The sequence below is a fragment of the Bordetella ansorpii genome, assembly GCF_900078315.1.
Classification (GTDB): Bacteria; Pseudomonadota; Gammaproteobacteria; order Burkholderiales; family Burkholderiaceae_B; genus Bordetella; species Bordetella ansorpii.
Genome location: NZ_FKBS01000006.1, coordinates 258,380 through 272,006, shown reverse-complemented (window position 1 = coordinate 272,006; position 13,627 = coordinate 258,380). Strand labels below are relative to the sequence as shown.

General features: G+C 67.8%; 13 protein-coding genes and 1 tRNA gene. 10 read left to right on the top strand and 4 right to left on the bottom strand.

Translation table 11 applies throughout. From position 1 onward, the window contains the following. The first annotated feature begins 61 nt into the window (after positions 1 to 61). The 5 genes from A7W11_RS02320 (at position 62) to A7W11_RS02300 (ending at position 4,389) form a co-directional block, all read left to right on the top strand. A complete protein-coding gene (locus A7W11_RS02320) occupies positions 62 to 1,045 on the top strand; it encodes a Bug family tripartite tricarboxylate transporter substrate binding protein (protein ID WP_066407256.1) in 984 nt (327 codons plus the stop codon). Between the two features lie 10 nt (positions 1,046 to 1,055). After that, the gene (locus tag A7W11_RS02315; RefSeq protein ID WP_066407254.1) at positions 1,056 to 2,198 is read left to right on the top strand and encodes a CaiB/BaiF CoA transferase family protein; all 1,143 of its coding nucleotides are present in this window, start codon (positions 1,056 to 1,058) and stop codon (positions 2,196 to 2,198) included. A gap of 91 nt (positions 2,199 to 2,289) precedes the next feature. Next, positions 2,290 to 2,365: transfer RNA gene (locus A7W11_RS02310), tRNA-Asn, on the top strand. A 184-nt stretch (positions 2,366 to 2,549) separates the two neighbouring features. Next, on the top strand, positions 2,550 to 2,942 hold the full coding sequence (locus A7W11_RS02305; RefSeq protein WP_066407252.1) for a YkvA family protein: 393 nt from the start codon (positions 2,550 to 2,552) through the stop codon (positions 2,940 to 2,942). Further along, positions 2,929 to 4,389 carry a DUF2868 domain-containing protein gene (locus A7W11_RS02300; RefSeq protein ID WP_082887037.1) on the top strand — a complete coding sequence of 487 codons (1,461 nt, stop codon included), beginning with the start codon at positions 2,929 to 2,931 and terminating at the stop codon, positions 4,387 to 4,389. Before A7W11_RS02305 ends, A7W11_RS02300 begins: the two co-directional genes overlap by 14 nt. Positions 4,390 to 4,678: 289 nt before the next feature. Here A7W11_RS02300 and A7W11_RS27855 read toward each other — a convergent pair whose 3' ends face one another. Beyond that, positions 4,679 to 4,855: a hypothetical protein gene (locus A7W11_RS27855; protein WP_156522970.1), complete on the bottom strand. Its 177-nt coding sequence runs from the start codon at positions 4,853 to 4,855 to the stop codon at positions 4,679 to 4,681. Between the two features lie 84 nt (positions 4,856 to 4,939). Here A7W11_RS27855 and A7W11_RS02295 point away from each other — a divergent pair, with 84 nt between their 5' ends. Together A7W11_RS02295 and A7W11_RS02290 are read left to right on the top strand one after the other, a co-directional pair. Then, a complete protein-coding gene (locus tag A7W11_RS02295) occupies positions 4,940 to 5,674 on the top strand; it encodes a helix-turn-helix domain-containing protein (protein WP_066407242.1) in 735 nt (244 codons plus the stop codon). A 125-nt stretch (positions 5,675 to 5,799) separates the two neighbouring features. Beyond that, a complete protein-coding gene (locus A7W11_RS02290) occupies positions 5,800 to 6,585 on the top strand; it encodes a substrate-binding domain-containing protein (protein WP_066407238.1) in 786 nt (261 codons plus the stop codon). 10 nt (positions 6,586 to 6,595) lie between these two features. Here the strand turns inward: A7W11_RS02290 and hemF are convergent, their stop codons facing one another. The 3 genes from hemF to A7W11_RS02275 all read right to left on the bottom strand — a co-directional run bounded on the left by hemF (position 6,596) and on the right by A7W11_RS02275 (position 9,266). Further along, positions 6,596 to 7,516, bottom strand: coding sequence for an oxygen-dependent coproporphyrinogen oxidase (gene hemF / locus A7W11_RS02285; protein ID WP_066407383.1), 921 nt, complete (start codon positions 7,514 to 7,516; stop codon positions 6,596 to 6,598). Between the two features lie 61 nt (positions 7,517 to 7,577). Then, the gene (locus A7W11_RS02280; protein ID WP_156522969.1) at positions 7,578 to 8,642 is read right to left on the bottom strand and encodes a fatty acid desaturase; all 1,065 of its coding nucleotides are present in this window, start codon (positions 8,640 to 8,642) and stop codon (positions 7,578 to 7,580) included. 12 nt (positions 8,643 to 8,654) lie between these two features. Beyond that, positions 8,655 to 9,266: an OmpW/AlkL family protein gene (locus A7W11_RS02275; RefSeq protein WP_066407234.1), complete on the bottom strand. Its 612-nt coding sequence runs from the start codon at positions 9,264 to 9,266 to the stop codon at positions 8,655 to 8,657. A 110-nt stretch (positions 9,267 to 9,376) separates the two neighbouring features. Here A7W11_RS02275 and A7W11_RS02270 point away from each other — a divergent pair, with 110 nt between their 5' ends. The 3 genes from A7W11_RS02270 to A7W11_RS02260 all read left to right on the top strand — a co-directional run bounded on the left by A7W11_RS02270 (position 9,377) and on the right by A7W11_RS02260 (position 13,627). After that, complete coding sequence (locus tag A7W11_RS02270; RefSeq protein ID WP_066407230.1) at positions 9,377 to 10,774, top strand: GTPase/DUF3482 domain-containing protein; 1,398 nt, start codon at positions 9,377 to 9,379, stop codon at positions 10,772 to 10,774. A gap of 185 nt (positions 10,775 to 10,959) precedes the next feature. Further along, the gene (locus A7W11_RS02265; protein ID WP_066407228.1) at positions 10,960 to 12,561 is read left to right on the top strand and encodes an ABC transporter substrate-binding protein; all 1,602 of its coding nucleotides are present in this window, start codon (positions 10,960 to 10,962) and stop codon (positions 12,559 to 12,561) included. Positions 12,562 to 12,655: 94 nt separating this feature from the next. Further along, on the top strand, positions 12,656 to 13,627 hold the full coding sequence (locus A7W11_RS02260) for an ABC transporter permease (RefSeq protein WP_066407226.1): 972 nt from the start codon (positions 12,656 to 12,658) through the stop codon (positions 13,625 to 13,627).

Here is a 13,627-nt window from a genome sequence, read left to right as displayed (position 1 = left end):
ATCGCGACGCGCCGGCCCATCCGCCCGCGCGGCCTGCGACACGCACAAAGGAGACACCACCATGCACAAGCGAATCTTCCTGTCCGCGCTGGCCGCGGCCCTCGTATCCGCCGCCGCAGCGCCGCTGGCGCAAGCCGCCGAGACCTTTCCGTCCAAGCCGCTGATGCTGGTGATTCCATACCCGCCCGGCGGCCCCACCGATGCGATGGCCCGCACGCTGGCCGCCGAGATCTCCAACTACATCAGCCAGCCCATGATCGTGGAGAACCGCGCGGGCGCCAACGGCAACATCGGCGCCGAGTACGTGGCGCGCGCCGCGCCCGATGGCTACACGCTGATGTTCGGCACCTCGGGCCCGCTGGCCATCAACAGCAGCCTGTACAGCAACCTGAGCTACGACCCGGTCAAGAGCTATACGCCGGTGGTCAACGTGGGCTACCTGCCCAACATCCTGGTGGTGAACCCCAGCGTGCCGGCCAAGACGGTGCCCGAACTGGTGGCCTATTCGAAATCGCATCCGGGCAAGCTGACGTTCGCCTCGTCGGGCAGCGGCGCGTCGTCTCACCTGGCGGGCGTGATGTTCAACGGCATTGCCGGCACGGACATCCTGCACGTGCCGTACAAGGGCACGGGCCCCGCACTGACCGACCTGCTGGGCGGCCACGTCACCATGAGCTTCACCGACGTGCTGACGGCCAAGCCCTATGTGGAGAACGGCAAGCTGCGCGCCCTGGGCGTGACCACCGCCAAGCGCTCGCAGGCGCTGCCCGATGTGCCCACGGTGGCCGAGCAGGGCTACGCAGGCTACGACGTCAGCGTGTTCTTCGGCATCGTGGCCCCGGCCGGCACGCCCGAGGACCGCGTGCAGGTGCTGAACAAGGCCTTCGTGCAGGCCCTGAACTCCGGCAAAGTGAAAGCGCTGTTCGCCGCGCAGGGCCTGGAATCCGCCGCGGACAACAGCCCGCAGGCGCTGGGCAAGTTCATCGCGCAGGAAAAGGCCAAGTGGAAGACGGTGGTCGAGAAGTCGGGCGCGCAGGTCAACTGAGGAATACGGCATGAGCAGTGCAATCAACATGGGTTCGCTGGCCGGGCTGCGCGTGCTGGACCTGTCGCGCATCCTGGGCGGCCCGTATTGCGGGCAGATCCTGGGCGACCACGGCGCCGACGTGCTGAAGGTCGAACCGCCGCAGGGCGATGACACGCGCACCTGGGGGCCGCCGTTCCGCGACGGGGTGGCGTCCTACTATTTCGGCTTGAACCGCAACAAGCGCGTGCAGCATCTGGACCTGACGACCGAGCCCGACCGCGAGCGCCTGCTCGAACTGATCGCCCAGGCCGATGTACTGCTGGAGAACTTCAAGATCGGCACCATGGAACGCTGGGGCCTGGGCTACGAGACGCTGTCGCAGCGCTTTCCCCGGCTTATCTGGTGCCGTGTGTCGGGCTTCGGCGCCGATGGCCCGCTGGGCGCGCTGCCGGGCTACGACGCGGCCATCCAGGCGATGAGCGGCCTCATGAGCGTCAACGGCGAAGCCGGCGGCGAGCCGCTGCGCGTGGGCCTGCCGGTGGTGGACATGGTGACGGGATTGAACGCCGTGATCGGCATCCTGCTGGCCCTGAATGAACGGCAACGCAGCGGACGGGGGCAGTTCGTCGAGGCCGCGCTGTACGACAGCGGCCTGTCGCTGCTGCATCCGCATGCGGCCAACTGGTTCATGGATGGACGCGAGCCGACTCGCACGGGCAATGCGCATCCCAACATCTACCCGTACGACACGTTCCGCACGGGCACCGAGCCGCTGTTCCTCGCGGTGGGCAACGACCGCCAGTTCGCCAGCCTGTGCGGCGTGCTGGGCCGGCCGGAGCTGGCGCGGGACGAGCGCTTCGCCAGCGCGGGCGGTCGGTCGACGAACCGGACAGCGCTGAAGGCCGAGCTGGAAGCGGCGCTGGTGAACTTCGAAGCCGAAAGCCTGGTGCGGCAGCTGATGGCTGCCAACGTACCGGCGGCCCCCGTCCTGCCCGTGGACGCCGCGCTGAACCATCCGCACACGGCGCACCGCGCGATGGTGGTCGAGATGGGCGAGCACTACCGCGGCCTGGCATCGCCCGTGAAACTGGGCCGCACGCCCGCCACCTACCGGCACGCGCCGCTGACCCCAGGGGCGGATTTCGATCCGCTGCCCGGCGAATCCGTGTGACGCAAAGGCAACAGAACGACTTCAGGAAGTTCTGAAATCCGCACGCGCATGCACACCTTCGTTTTTTCGTGCATAATCGCGGTCCTCTTGATCCCTGATAGCTCAGTCGGTAGAGCGACGGACTGTTAATCCGCAGGTCACTGGTTCGAATCCAGTTCGGGGAGCCAAAGAATTCAGCAGGAACGACGGCCTTTTGGTGGCGACACCATTGGGCCGTTTTTCTTTTGCCCGCGGCGGCGGACTGCGGCCGGGGAACGCTCCCCGGCATCCGGCACTCCAATAGACATCTACAATGTCTCTATCCGGGTGGGCCGCCCAAGCGGCGCCGCCGTTTTGCCAGGAATGCCCATCATGCCGCCTGTCGACACCGCCTCGTACGAAAACGCTTATTCCGAGCGCCGTTTCTGGCGCAAGCTGAGCGGCCAGGCCTCGGCCGCCGGCCGCCAGGCGCTGGAGAAGGCGCTGTGGCTGTACTACGCCGCGCAAAGCCCTGACACGCCCAAATGGGCGCGCCGCACCATCTACGGCGCCCTGGGCTATTTCGTGCTGCCGCTGGACGCCATTCCCGATTTCGCGCCGCTGGTGGGCTATACGGACGACCTGACCGTGATGGCCGCGGCGCTCACCGCCGTGGCCTTCTCCATCGACGACAAGGTCAAGCAACGCGCCAACGACACGCTGGCGCGCTGGCGGGGCGGCAAGCCCCTTGCCGAGGGCGCTGTCCATCACGATGCCGCCCTCTGACGCGGCCCGGCCCGCAGAGGGCCGGGCTGGAAACGTCCTTCCCGACGAAACCCGGCAGGAAGAAGGAGCCGCCTCGCACTGGCTGGCCGAAGCCGTCCGGCTGCGCGAGGCGCACTGGGGCCCGCTCGAAGATGCCGACGCCGTGCGCCAGGCCCGCCTGGCGGGCGGCACACTGACCTCCCGCATTCTGCTGCGCGCGCGCCTGCTGGCGCGCCGCGAAGGCCTGGACGCGCTGCTGGGCCGCTGGCGCCAGGGCGCGGCGCTCACCTTCATCCTGCTGGTGCTGGCCACCCTGCTGGCCGGCGCGGGCGCCGCGCTGGGCGCCCTGGGCAACGGCAGCCGGCCCGTCAACGTGCTGTGGGCCTTGTCGGCGCTGCTGGGCCTGCACGCGCTGATGTTCGTGCTGTGGATAAGTACTTTCGCCATCCGCCAGACCGGCGCCACCGGCCTGGGCCGGTTGTGGCTGTGGACAACCCGAAAGCTGGCGCGCGGCCCCGACTCCGCGCTGGTGCCGCAGGCGCTGTTGAACCTGCTGGCCCGCGCGGGCGCGTTGCGCTGGCTGTTCGGATCGGTCAGCCATCTGTTGTGGCTGGCGGCGCTGTGCGCGGCTTTGGCCGTGCTGCTGGCCATGCTGTCCACCGCCAGCTACCGCTTCGTCTGGGCCACCACGCTGCTGCAACCCGAGGCCTTCGTGCGCCTGGTGGCCGGCCTGGGATGGCTGCCGGCCCAGTTCGGCTTTGCCGCGCCGGATCCGGCCGTGGTACAGGCCAGCGATGGCGTGCAGGCCCTGCCCGCCGGCGCGCAGGCGCAATGGGCGGTGTGGCTGCTGGGCCAGGTGGTGTGCTACGGCATCGTGCCGCGCCTGCTGGCAGGACTGGGCTGCGTCATCATGTCGGCCCGCGCGCTGCGCCGCCTGCGCATCGAGCCCGAACTGCCGGGCTACGCGGCCCTGCGGGACCGCCTGCAGCCGCCTACCGAATCCATCGGGCTGGATCAACCCACCGGGCCGTTGCGCACGCCGGCGGTGGTCGCCACGCAGACCCTGCCCGATCTGTCCGGCCACGCGGTGCTGGCCGGCATCGAACTGCCGCCCGGCACGCCCTGGCCGCCGGCGATGCTGCCTGCGCAGGCCCACGACGCCGGCATCCTGGACACGCGCGAGCAGCGCAACACCCTGCTGGACGCCCTGGCGCGCACCCCCGCGCCCCGTTTGCTGCTGGCCTGCGACGCACACCAGACCCCCGACCGGGGCACGCTGGCGCTGATCGCGGACCTGTCCGGCAAGGCCGCGCAGACGCGCGTCTGGCTGTCGGCCGGCTTCAATGAGCATGAGGGCACGGATCGCTCGGCCACCTGGCGCGCGCGCCTCCAGGAAGCGGGACTGCCGCCCGAGGCCATCGTGGCCGACGCCGACGCCCCGCTGGCCTGGCTGGCACCAACCCGCTGACGACGGCCTGGAAGTCAGGGGCGCAATCCCGTGGCCAGGACCGGCGAGCGTCGCGCCCGCATGGCGCCATGCCGTGAAACTGAAGCCGGTCTCGCTGACGAACCGCCGCGTCAGGGTGCGTGGGGCCAGGCCGGCCACGATGAAGGGGCCACCGGTGGCCGAAACCTGCTCGGGAGTAATGGGAGGAACGTGTATGACTGGCGTATTCAAGCTATTGAATGACTTTTATAGCGCACCCAAGCCAAACAGATTCGCCTAAAGTGGCGTTGTCACTTATCCACAGGGTCCATCATGCGCGCCGAAGACATCCTCCCTCGATCACGCCAGCCACGTCGAACGCGACGGCGTCGCCATCCGCAAGGGTAGCGTCGGCGCATTTCTCATCAACGCTCGCCGCCTGGAGCGATCCCGGCACGAGCGCCGCCTGGTCGACGAGCAGGAAAAACAACAGTCTTGAGTACGACATCACCAAACCTTGCGTTGGATCAAATACCCCTACTTTAAATAGGGGTATGATGGTGACGACTCAGCGCCCATCCAGGCTTTCGCCATGCTTCCCATCGCCCTCTCTTCTTGCCCCGGCGCCGCCCCGCGGTCGACCGATCCCGTTGCGTGCTCGAATTGCGCGCTGCGCGACGTCTGCATGCCCGATGACCTGACGCCGGCGGACTTCGAACGCCTGGACGCGCTGGTGTGCGCTTCGCGCAAGGTCACGCGCGGCGAAACGCTGTACCGCCAGGGCGATGCCTTCCGCAACCTGTACGCGATCAAGGCCGGCGCCTTCAAGACGGTGGTCACGCTGCGCGATGGCCGCGAACAGATCACGGGCTTTCACATCGCGGGCGAGCCGCTGGGCCTGGACGGCATCCACGCCAGCGAGCACACCGCCGACGCCGTGGCGCTGGAAGACGGCATGCTGTGCATCATCCCCTACGGCCGCCTGGAGCGCCTGTGCGGCGAGATGCGCGCCATGCAGCGCCACCTGCACCGCCTGATGAGCGGCGAAATCGTGCGCGCCTCGCAGTTGATGGCGCTGCTGGGCAGCATGCGCGCCGAGGAACGCGTGTCGGCCTTCCTGCTCAACCTGTCGCAACGGCTGCGCGCGCTGCGCCATGCCGACATGGAATTCAAGCTGCGCATGTCGCGCGAAGAGATCGGCAGTTACCTCGGCATGAAGCTGGAAACCGTCAGCCGCATGCTGTCGCGCTTCCAGGACGAGAAGCTGATCGAGGTGCGCGGCAAGCTGATCCGCATCCTCGACGCGGACCGCCTGCAGCGCGTCTGAGCGCGTGACGCCGCGTTAACGAAGCGGTCAGGTCCCGACGCCGCAAGCGGCGTACTCTAGAGCACGGAGAAGCCCGGCGCAGCCATCCTGCGCCGGCCCAAGGCTTCCCGCACTCTGGAGGAGACATGAAGAATTATCTGCGCGCGTTTTCCGTGGCCGGCTCGCTGCTGGCCGCGTCGCTTGCCCATACCCCCGTCCAGGCGGCGGAACTGCATGTGCTGATCTCGGGCGGCTTTTCCGCCGCGTACGAAGCGCTGGGCAAGGAATTCACCCAGGCCACCGGCAACACGCTGGTCACCGAACACGGCCCCTCCATGGGCACCACCCCGCAGGCCATTCCCAACCGCCTGGCCCGCAACGAGCCGGCCGACGTGGTGATCATGGTCGGCTATGCGCTGGACGATCTGGTGAAGAAGGGCCAGGTGGGCGCCGATACGCGCGTCGAACTGGCCGATTCGCGCATCGGCATGGTGGTCAGGCAGGGGCAACCCAAGCCGGACATCGCCACGACCGACGGCCTGAAGAAGACACTGCTGGCGGCCAGCTCCATCGCCTATTCCGACAGCGCCAGCGGCGTGTACATCGAGAAAGAGATGTTCAAGAAGCTCGGCATCGAGGACCAGGTGAAGGGCAAGGCCCACAGGGTGCAGCGCGTTCCGGTGGCCTCGCAGGTGGCCGAAGGCAAATACGAAGTCGGTTTCCAGCAGGTGGCCGAGCTGCTGCCCGTGCCGGGCGTGACCTTCGTGGGCACGGTGCCCGATGCCGTGCAGTCGGTCACGCGTTTCGCGGGCGGCGTGCCCAGCGCATCGAAGCATCCGAAGGAGGCCGCGGCGCTGCTGGCCTTCCTGTCATCCAGGCAGGCCCAGGACACGGTGAAGAAGACCGGACTGGATCCGATCACCAGGCCCTGAACCCGCGCGCTCAGCGCCCGCCCACCAGCCAATCGCGCCGCACCAGGAAGTCGGCGTACAGGCGCGCCTCGGCCGAGCCCGGCTCGGGCTGCCACGCATAGCGCCACGCGGCGGTGGGCGGCATCGACATCAGGATCGACTCGGTGCGCCCGCCGCTTTGCAGGCCGAACAGCGTGCCGCGGTCCAGCACCAGGTTGAACTCGACGTACCGGCCGCGCCGGTAGGCCTGGAAATCGCGTTCGCGCTGGCCATACGGCGTGTCGCGGCGCAGCTTGGCGATGGGCAGGTAGGCGCCCAGGAACGCATCGCCCACGCTGCGCAGCATGGCGAAATCGTCGTCGAAACCCAGTTCGCAGAAGTCGTCGAAGAAGATGCCGCCGACGCCGCGCGGTTCGCCGCGATGGGGCAGATAGAAATAGTCGTCGCACCACAGCTTGAAGCTGCGGTAGAGATCCGCGCCGTACGGCAGCAAGGCATCGCGGCAGGCGCGGTGGAAATGCCGCGCATCGTCCTCGAAACCATAGTGCGGCGTCAGGTCCATGCCGCCGCCGAACCACCAGACGGGAGGATGGCCCTTGGCCTGCGCGCAGAACAGCCGCACGTTCATGTGCACCGTCGGGCAGTACGGATTGCGCGGATGCAGCACCAGCGACACGCCCATGGCCTCGAAGGCGCGGCCGGCCAGGTGCGAACGGCCCGCGCTGGCCGAGGGCGGCAGCGCATCGCCATGCACGTGCGAGAAATTCACGCCGCCGCGCTCGAAGAACTGGCCGTTCTCGATCACACACGAGCGGCCCTGGCCACGCAGGGCCTCGCCCGCCGGGCGGGCCCATTCGTCGACCTCGAAACGCTCGCCGTCGAATTCGGACAGCGCGGCGACGATGCGTTGCTGCAGGTCGACCAGATAGCCGCGCACGGCCAGCACGTCGATCGTCTCGTCCGCGGCGCTGGTGAAGGGCGTGATGCGCCGGCTCGCCGCGTGGTAAGCCTGTTCAGGTAGTGGGAATGCCATGGAAGTCGGTCCATTGATGAGTACGAAGGTCGTACAACTTGCAGCGCCGGGCGGTGTCCAGATACCAGCGCAGCGAGAAGGGCTGGATGACGATGCGTTCCGGCAGCATGTGCTCCAGCGTGCGCTGTGCCGTGTCCAGGCGGTACAGCGGAATGCTCATGTCCACGTGATGCGCGGTGTGTTCCATGATGTGGTGCAGCATGGCGCCGAAACGCCACGGGAACGTCAGGTGCACGGTGGTCGAGACGAAGGGCTGCGACTGCCCCCATTCCGTGCGATCGTCATACCAGCCCACGCGCACGTGCGTGTGATGGGCATACAGCACGAAGCCCACCAGCGAGCACCACACGAAGAAGGGCAGCGCCACGGCCAGGGCCAGCATCAGCAGGACGGACTGGTCCGTCGCCACCGCCGCCCCGCACACCAGGCCGATCACGAGCGCGCCGAACGCCGCCACCAGCAGGCAATCGCGCAGGAACACCGGACGCCGCGTGGGCATCGAGGCGCGGCTGGGAAAGAACAGCCGACGCCACCAGATCTCGATGCCGTAGTACAGCCCCGGCGCCCACCCGCTGCGGTAGATGCGCTCCATCCACTGGCGCGGCCGCGACAATGCGCCGAACTCGGCCTGCGTCAGCGGCGCCCAGACGAAGTCGAACCCCTTCAGGTTGGTATAGCCGTGGTGCACCACGTTGTGGCCCACTTCCCACAGGCTGTACGGCGTGAGCGACGGCAGGAAGGCGATGCGGCCCACCCAGCGGTTCAGGCGGCGCGACGGCGTCAGGCTCTGGTGGCAGGCATCATGGGCGATGATGAACAGGCGGCCGATGATCAGGCCCGCGGCAAACCCGCAGAGAAACTTCACCACCACGCTGCCGGCCAGCACGACGCCGGCCAAAGCGGCTGCCAGCATCGCATAGTCGAGCATCAGCAACAGCACGGGATACACGTAGGTGCGCGTCACCAGTGGCGCCAGCCAGTCGCGCAGCACCTTGCGGTGCGGCAGCGGGGCGTCTGGCGGAATCGGATCGCGGGAATGCGTCATGACGGATCGACCTCAGAAGCGTCGGCCGATGCCCACGCCGACCAGCCACGGGTCGATCTTCAGCGTGCCGAGCGACGCACCGGCCAGCGAGGCGTCGGTACGGATCCACAGCTTCTTCACGTCCACGTTCATGAACCAGTCGTCGTCCAGGCCGATGTCCATGCCCAGCTGCAGCGCGGGACCGAAGCTGTCGCGGTCGATGCGCACGCGCTGGCCGCCCGCGGACAGGCTGTTGTCGTAGAAGCGCGTGTAGTTGATGCCCGCGCCCACGTAGGGACGGAACTGGCCGGCGGGATTGAAGTGATACTGCAGCGTCAGCGTGGGCGGCAGCAGGCTGACCTTGCCCAGGCTGCCGGCGTTGGACGTCACGCGGTTGCGCGTGACGCCCAGGATCAGTTCGGCGCCGATGTGGTCCGTGAACATGTAGGTCAGGTCCAGCTCGGGCACGGTCGATTGCTTGACGCCGGCATCCAGCGCCGACAGGGTATTGTTCGTCGACACGTCCGGCGCCACGTGCAGGGCGCGCAGGCGGACCAGGATGTCGCCCTCGGCGGCCAGGGTATTGCCGCAGCCCAGGGCCAACAGGGCGGCAACGCAGGCTATTCTGATGTTCTTCATGTTCATGACTACGCTCTCGTTGAGGATGCAGCCATCATTCCACCGGCGCCCGTGCGGCGCCTTGCGGCAGATCAAGTTTTCCGCGCGCGGCCGGCGCGCGCCCCTGGACATCTTTCATGGCTGAGGCGCAATTGAAGATCGCGGTGGTGGGCCACACCAACACCGGCAAGACCTCGCTGCTGCGCACGCTGACACGCGACCCCGCGTTCGGGCAGGTGGCCGATGCGCCGGGCACCACGCGCCACGTCGAGGGCGTGCGCCTGGCCGCGGGCGAGAACGCCACGGTCGAGTGGTACGACACCCCCGGCATGGAAGACAGCATCGCGCTGCTGGAATACCTGGAGCGCCTGGACGAACCCGGCCAGCGGCGGGACGGCCCGGCCCGCGTGCACCGCTTCCTGGATTCCCCCGAAGCCAAAGGCCGCTTCGAGCAAGAGGCGCGCGTGCTGGCCAAGCTGCTGGACTGCGACGCGGCGCTGTACGTCATCGACGCGCGCGATCCCGTGCTGGGCAAGCATCGCGACGAACTGGCCCTGCTGGCAGCCTGCGGCAGGCCGCTGCTGCCCGTGCTGAACTTCGTGCAGGCGCCCGCGCACCGCGCCCAAGGCTGGCGCGATGCCATGTCGCGGCTGGGCCTGCATGCCGTGCTGGAGTTCGACACGGTGGCGCCGCCCCTGGATGGCGAAGCGCGCCTGTATGGCCGCCTGGCCATGCTGCTGCACCAGCATGCGGATCTGCTCGAACGCATCGCCGAGACCCTGTCGCAACAGCGCAGGCAGCGCCGCATGGATGCCTGCCGCGTGTCGGCCGACCTGCTGATCGACGCCGCCGCCTTGCGGCTGACGGTCGCCGACGACCCCGATGCCGTGGCCGCCGCCACGGACACCTTGCGCGAACAGGTGCGCCTGCGCGAACAGGCCGCCTCGCAGGCGCTGCTGGCGCTGTACAACTTCCGTTCCGGCGACTACGCCGCCGACACGCTGCCGCTATCCGGTGAACGCTGGCGCATGGATCTCTTCCATCCCCAGGCCGTCAAGGACATGGGGGTGCGGCTGGGCGTGGGCGCCGCCGCGGGCGCCATGGCTGGCGCGGCGGTGGACCTGGCGGTGGGCGGCCTGAGCCTGGGCGCGGGCATGCTGCTGGGCGCGGCCGCCGGCGGCCTGTGGCAAGGCGTCGGCCAGTTGGGCCAGCGCATGGCCGACCGGTTGCGCGGCCATCGCGAACTCAGCGTCGACGACGCCGTGCTGCGCCTGCTGGCACTGCGGCAACGGCAGTTGATCCAGGCGCTGGAACGCCGTGGCCATGCCGCGCGCGAACCGGTGCACTTGGATCAGCCGGCCGATGAAGCCTGGCGTCGCGCGGCCTTGCCCGACGCCATCGCGGAAGCGCGCAGCCGGCCCGCGTGGTCCGCGCTGAACGCGCATCACGAAGACGACGAACGCCGCAAGCTGAAGCTGGCGGAACTCGCCCAACACCTGGCGCAGGACATGGCGCAGTCCGCGCCAACCGAGTGATAACCCCAATCCAAATTGGTTGACGCTTAAACGTAAGATGCGACGTACATCGGTGCGGCCTGCATAGGCCGCGCCGCCGGATTTGCTGGATGAGCCATGCCCCGTCCTGATGCACGCGATCGGGGAAACGGGGCCCTGTCAGTTCTGACGCGCCACACGCGCGCACCGTACGGAGCACTAGGGCTATGCGCATCAAACCCGCAGTAAAGATCTCGGCATTGGCCCTGGCCTTCGCGGCCACGGCATTCGCATCGGGCGTCGACGCCCGCACGCTGCGCTGGGCCTATCAAGGCGACGCCACGTCGCTGGACCCGATGGCGCTGAACGAAACCTTCACGCTGGGTTTCCAGGGCAACATCTACGAAACGCTGGCCGGCTATGACGGCAACCTGAAACTGGTGCCCGTGCTGGCCGAAAGCTGGACGAATCCCGAGCCCACCAAGTGGATCTTCAAGCTGCGCCAGGGCGTGAAGTTCCACGACGGCTCGCCGTTCACCGCCGACGACGTCATCTTCTCGTGGAAGCGCAGCCTGACGCCGGGCTCGGACATGAAGGGCTACGGCGCCAAGGCCAAAGAGGTGCGCAAGATCGACGACCACACGGTCGAGGTCATCACGCCTACCCCCAACCCCATCCTGCCGCGCGAGTGGTCGTTCCTGTACATCATGAGCAAGTCGTGGGCGGAAAAGAACAACGCCACGGAAGCCACCAACGTGAAAGGCGGGCAGGGCAACTACGCCAACCTGCACACCAACGGCACCGGCCCCTTCATGGTCACCGAACGCCAGCCCGATGTGAAGACGGTGCTCAAGCGCTTCCCCGGCTACTGGGACAAGAAGGTCAAGACCAACGTCGACGAAGTCATCTTCCAGCCCATCGCGCAGGAAGCCACGCGCGTGGCCGCGCTCATTTCCGGCGAGATGGACATCGTGCAGCCCGTGCCCGTGCAGGACTGGCAACGCCTGGAGGACGCCCCCGGGGTGAAGCCGCTGACCGCCCCCGAGGCGCGCGCCATCTTCATCGGCATGGACCAGGCGCGCGACGAACTGCTGTACTCCGACGTGAAGGGCAAGAATCCCTTCAAGGATCCGAAAGTGCGCGAGGCCGTGGTGCTGGCGGTGGACACCGCCGCCATCAACGCCAAGATCATGCGCGGCGCGGCCAAGCCGCTGGGCTCGCTGGTGGCCACCTCCATCAACGGCTACGCCGATTCGTACGGCGCGCCGTACAAGCCCGATCCCGAACGCGCCAAGAAGCTGCTGGCCGAAGCCGGCTATCCCAAGGGTTTCACAGTGACGCTGGACTGCCCCAATGACCGCTACGTCAATGACGAGAAGGTCTGCCAGGCGGTGGCGGGCATGCTGGCGCGCGTGGGCATCAAGATCAACCTGCTGGCGCAGAGCAAGTCCAAGTACTTCGCCAAGGTGCTGCTGCAGGCCGGCAACGAGACCAGCATGTACATGCTGGGCTGGACGCCCAGTTCCACCGACGCGCACAACGCGCTGCTGAACCTGGCGGCCTGCCGCGATTCGAAGACGGCCAGCGGCCAGTTCAACCTGGGCGGCTACTGCAACAAGGAAGTCGACGCGCTGACCGCCAAGGTCGGCACCGAGACCGACCAGGCCAAGCGCAACGAGATGATCAAGCAGGCCTTCGAGATCGTGCGCAAGGACTTCGGCTACCTGCCGCTGCACCAGCAGCCCATGTCATGGGGCGTGAAGGACAACATCCAGGTCATCCAGCGCGCCGACGACGTGCTCGACCTGCGCAACGTCGTGATGCCCTGACGCCGCGTTTGCGCGCAGCGGCCGGCGCGCCGCTGCGCGCAGGTGACTCTTTCAACCCGCGCCCAGCGGCGCATGGCCCCGAGGCCCTCCGCACATGCTTTCCTTCATCGCGCGACGACTGCTGCAGTCGCTGATCGTCATGCTGGTGGTCGCGCTGATCGCCTTCTCGATGTTCCGCTACGTGGGCGATCCCATCGCCGGCATGGTGGGCCAGGACACCACGGAAGCCCAGCGCGCCCAGCTGCGCGCCGACCTGGGCCTGAACGATCCCTTTCCCGTACAGTTCGCCCGCTTCGTGGGCGATGCGCTGGAGGGTGATTTCGGCATCTCGTACCGGCAGCGCCGGCCCGTCGGCGAACTGATCGAAGAGCGCCTGCCCGCCACGCTGGAGCTGTCCTTCGTGTCGGCCCTGATGGCGTTGGCCTTCGGCATTCCCATGGGTATCTACACCGCGCTGCGCCGCCGCGGCGTGATGGCCAAGGCCTTCATGGCGCTGTCGCTGGCGGGCATTTCCCTGCCCACGTTCCTGATCGGCATCCTGCTGATCCTGGTGTTCGGCGTGCAGCTGCGCTGGCTGCCCAGCTTCGGGCGCGGGGAGGTCATCGCGGTGGGCGGATGGACCACCGGCCTGCTGACGCCCTCGGGCCTGGCCGCGCTGATCATGCCGGCCATCACGTTGGCGCTGTTCCAGATGACGCTCATCATGCGGCTGGTGCGCGCCGAGATGCTGGAAGTGCTGCGCACCGACTTCATCAAGTTCGCCCGCGCGCGCGGCCTGCCCGAGCGCCTGATCAATTTCCGCCACGCGCTGAAGAACACCCTGGTGCCCGTCATCACCATCACCGGCCTGCAGCTGGGATCGATCATCGCGTTCTCCATCATCACCGAGACCGTGTTCCAGTGGCCGGGCATGGGCCTCTTGTTCATCCAGGCCATCGGCGCCGTGGACATCCCGGTGATGGCCGCGTACCTCGTGCTGATCGCCTTCTTCTTCGTACTGATCAACCTGATCGTGGACCTGCTGTACTTTGCCGTCGACCCGCGACTGCGCGTGCAGAGCCGTTAA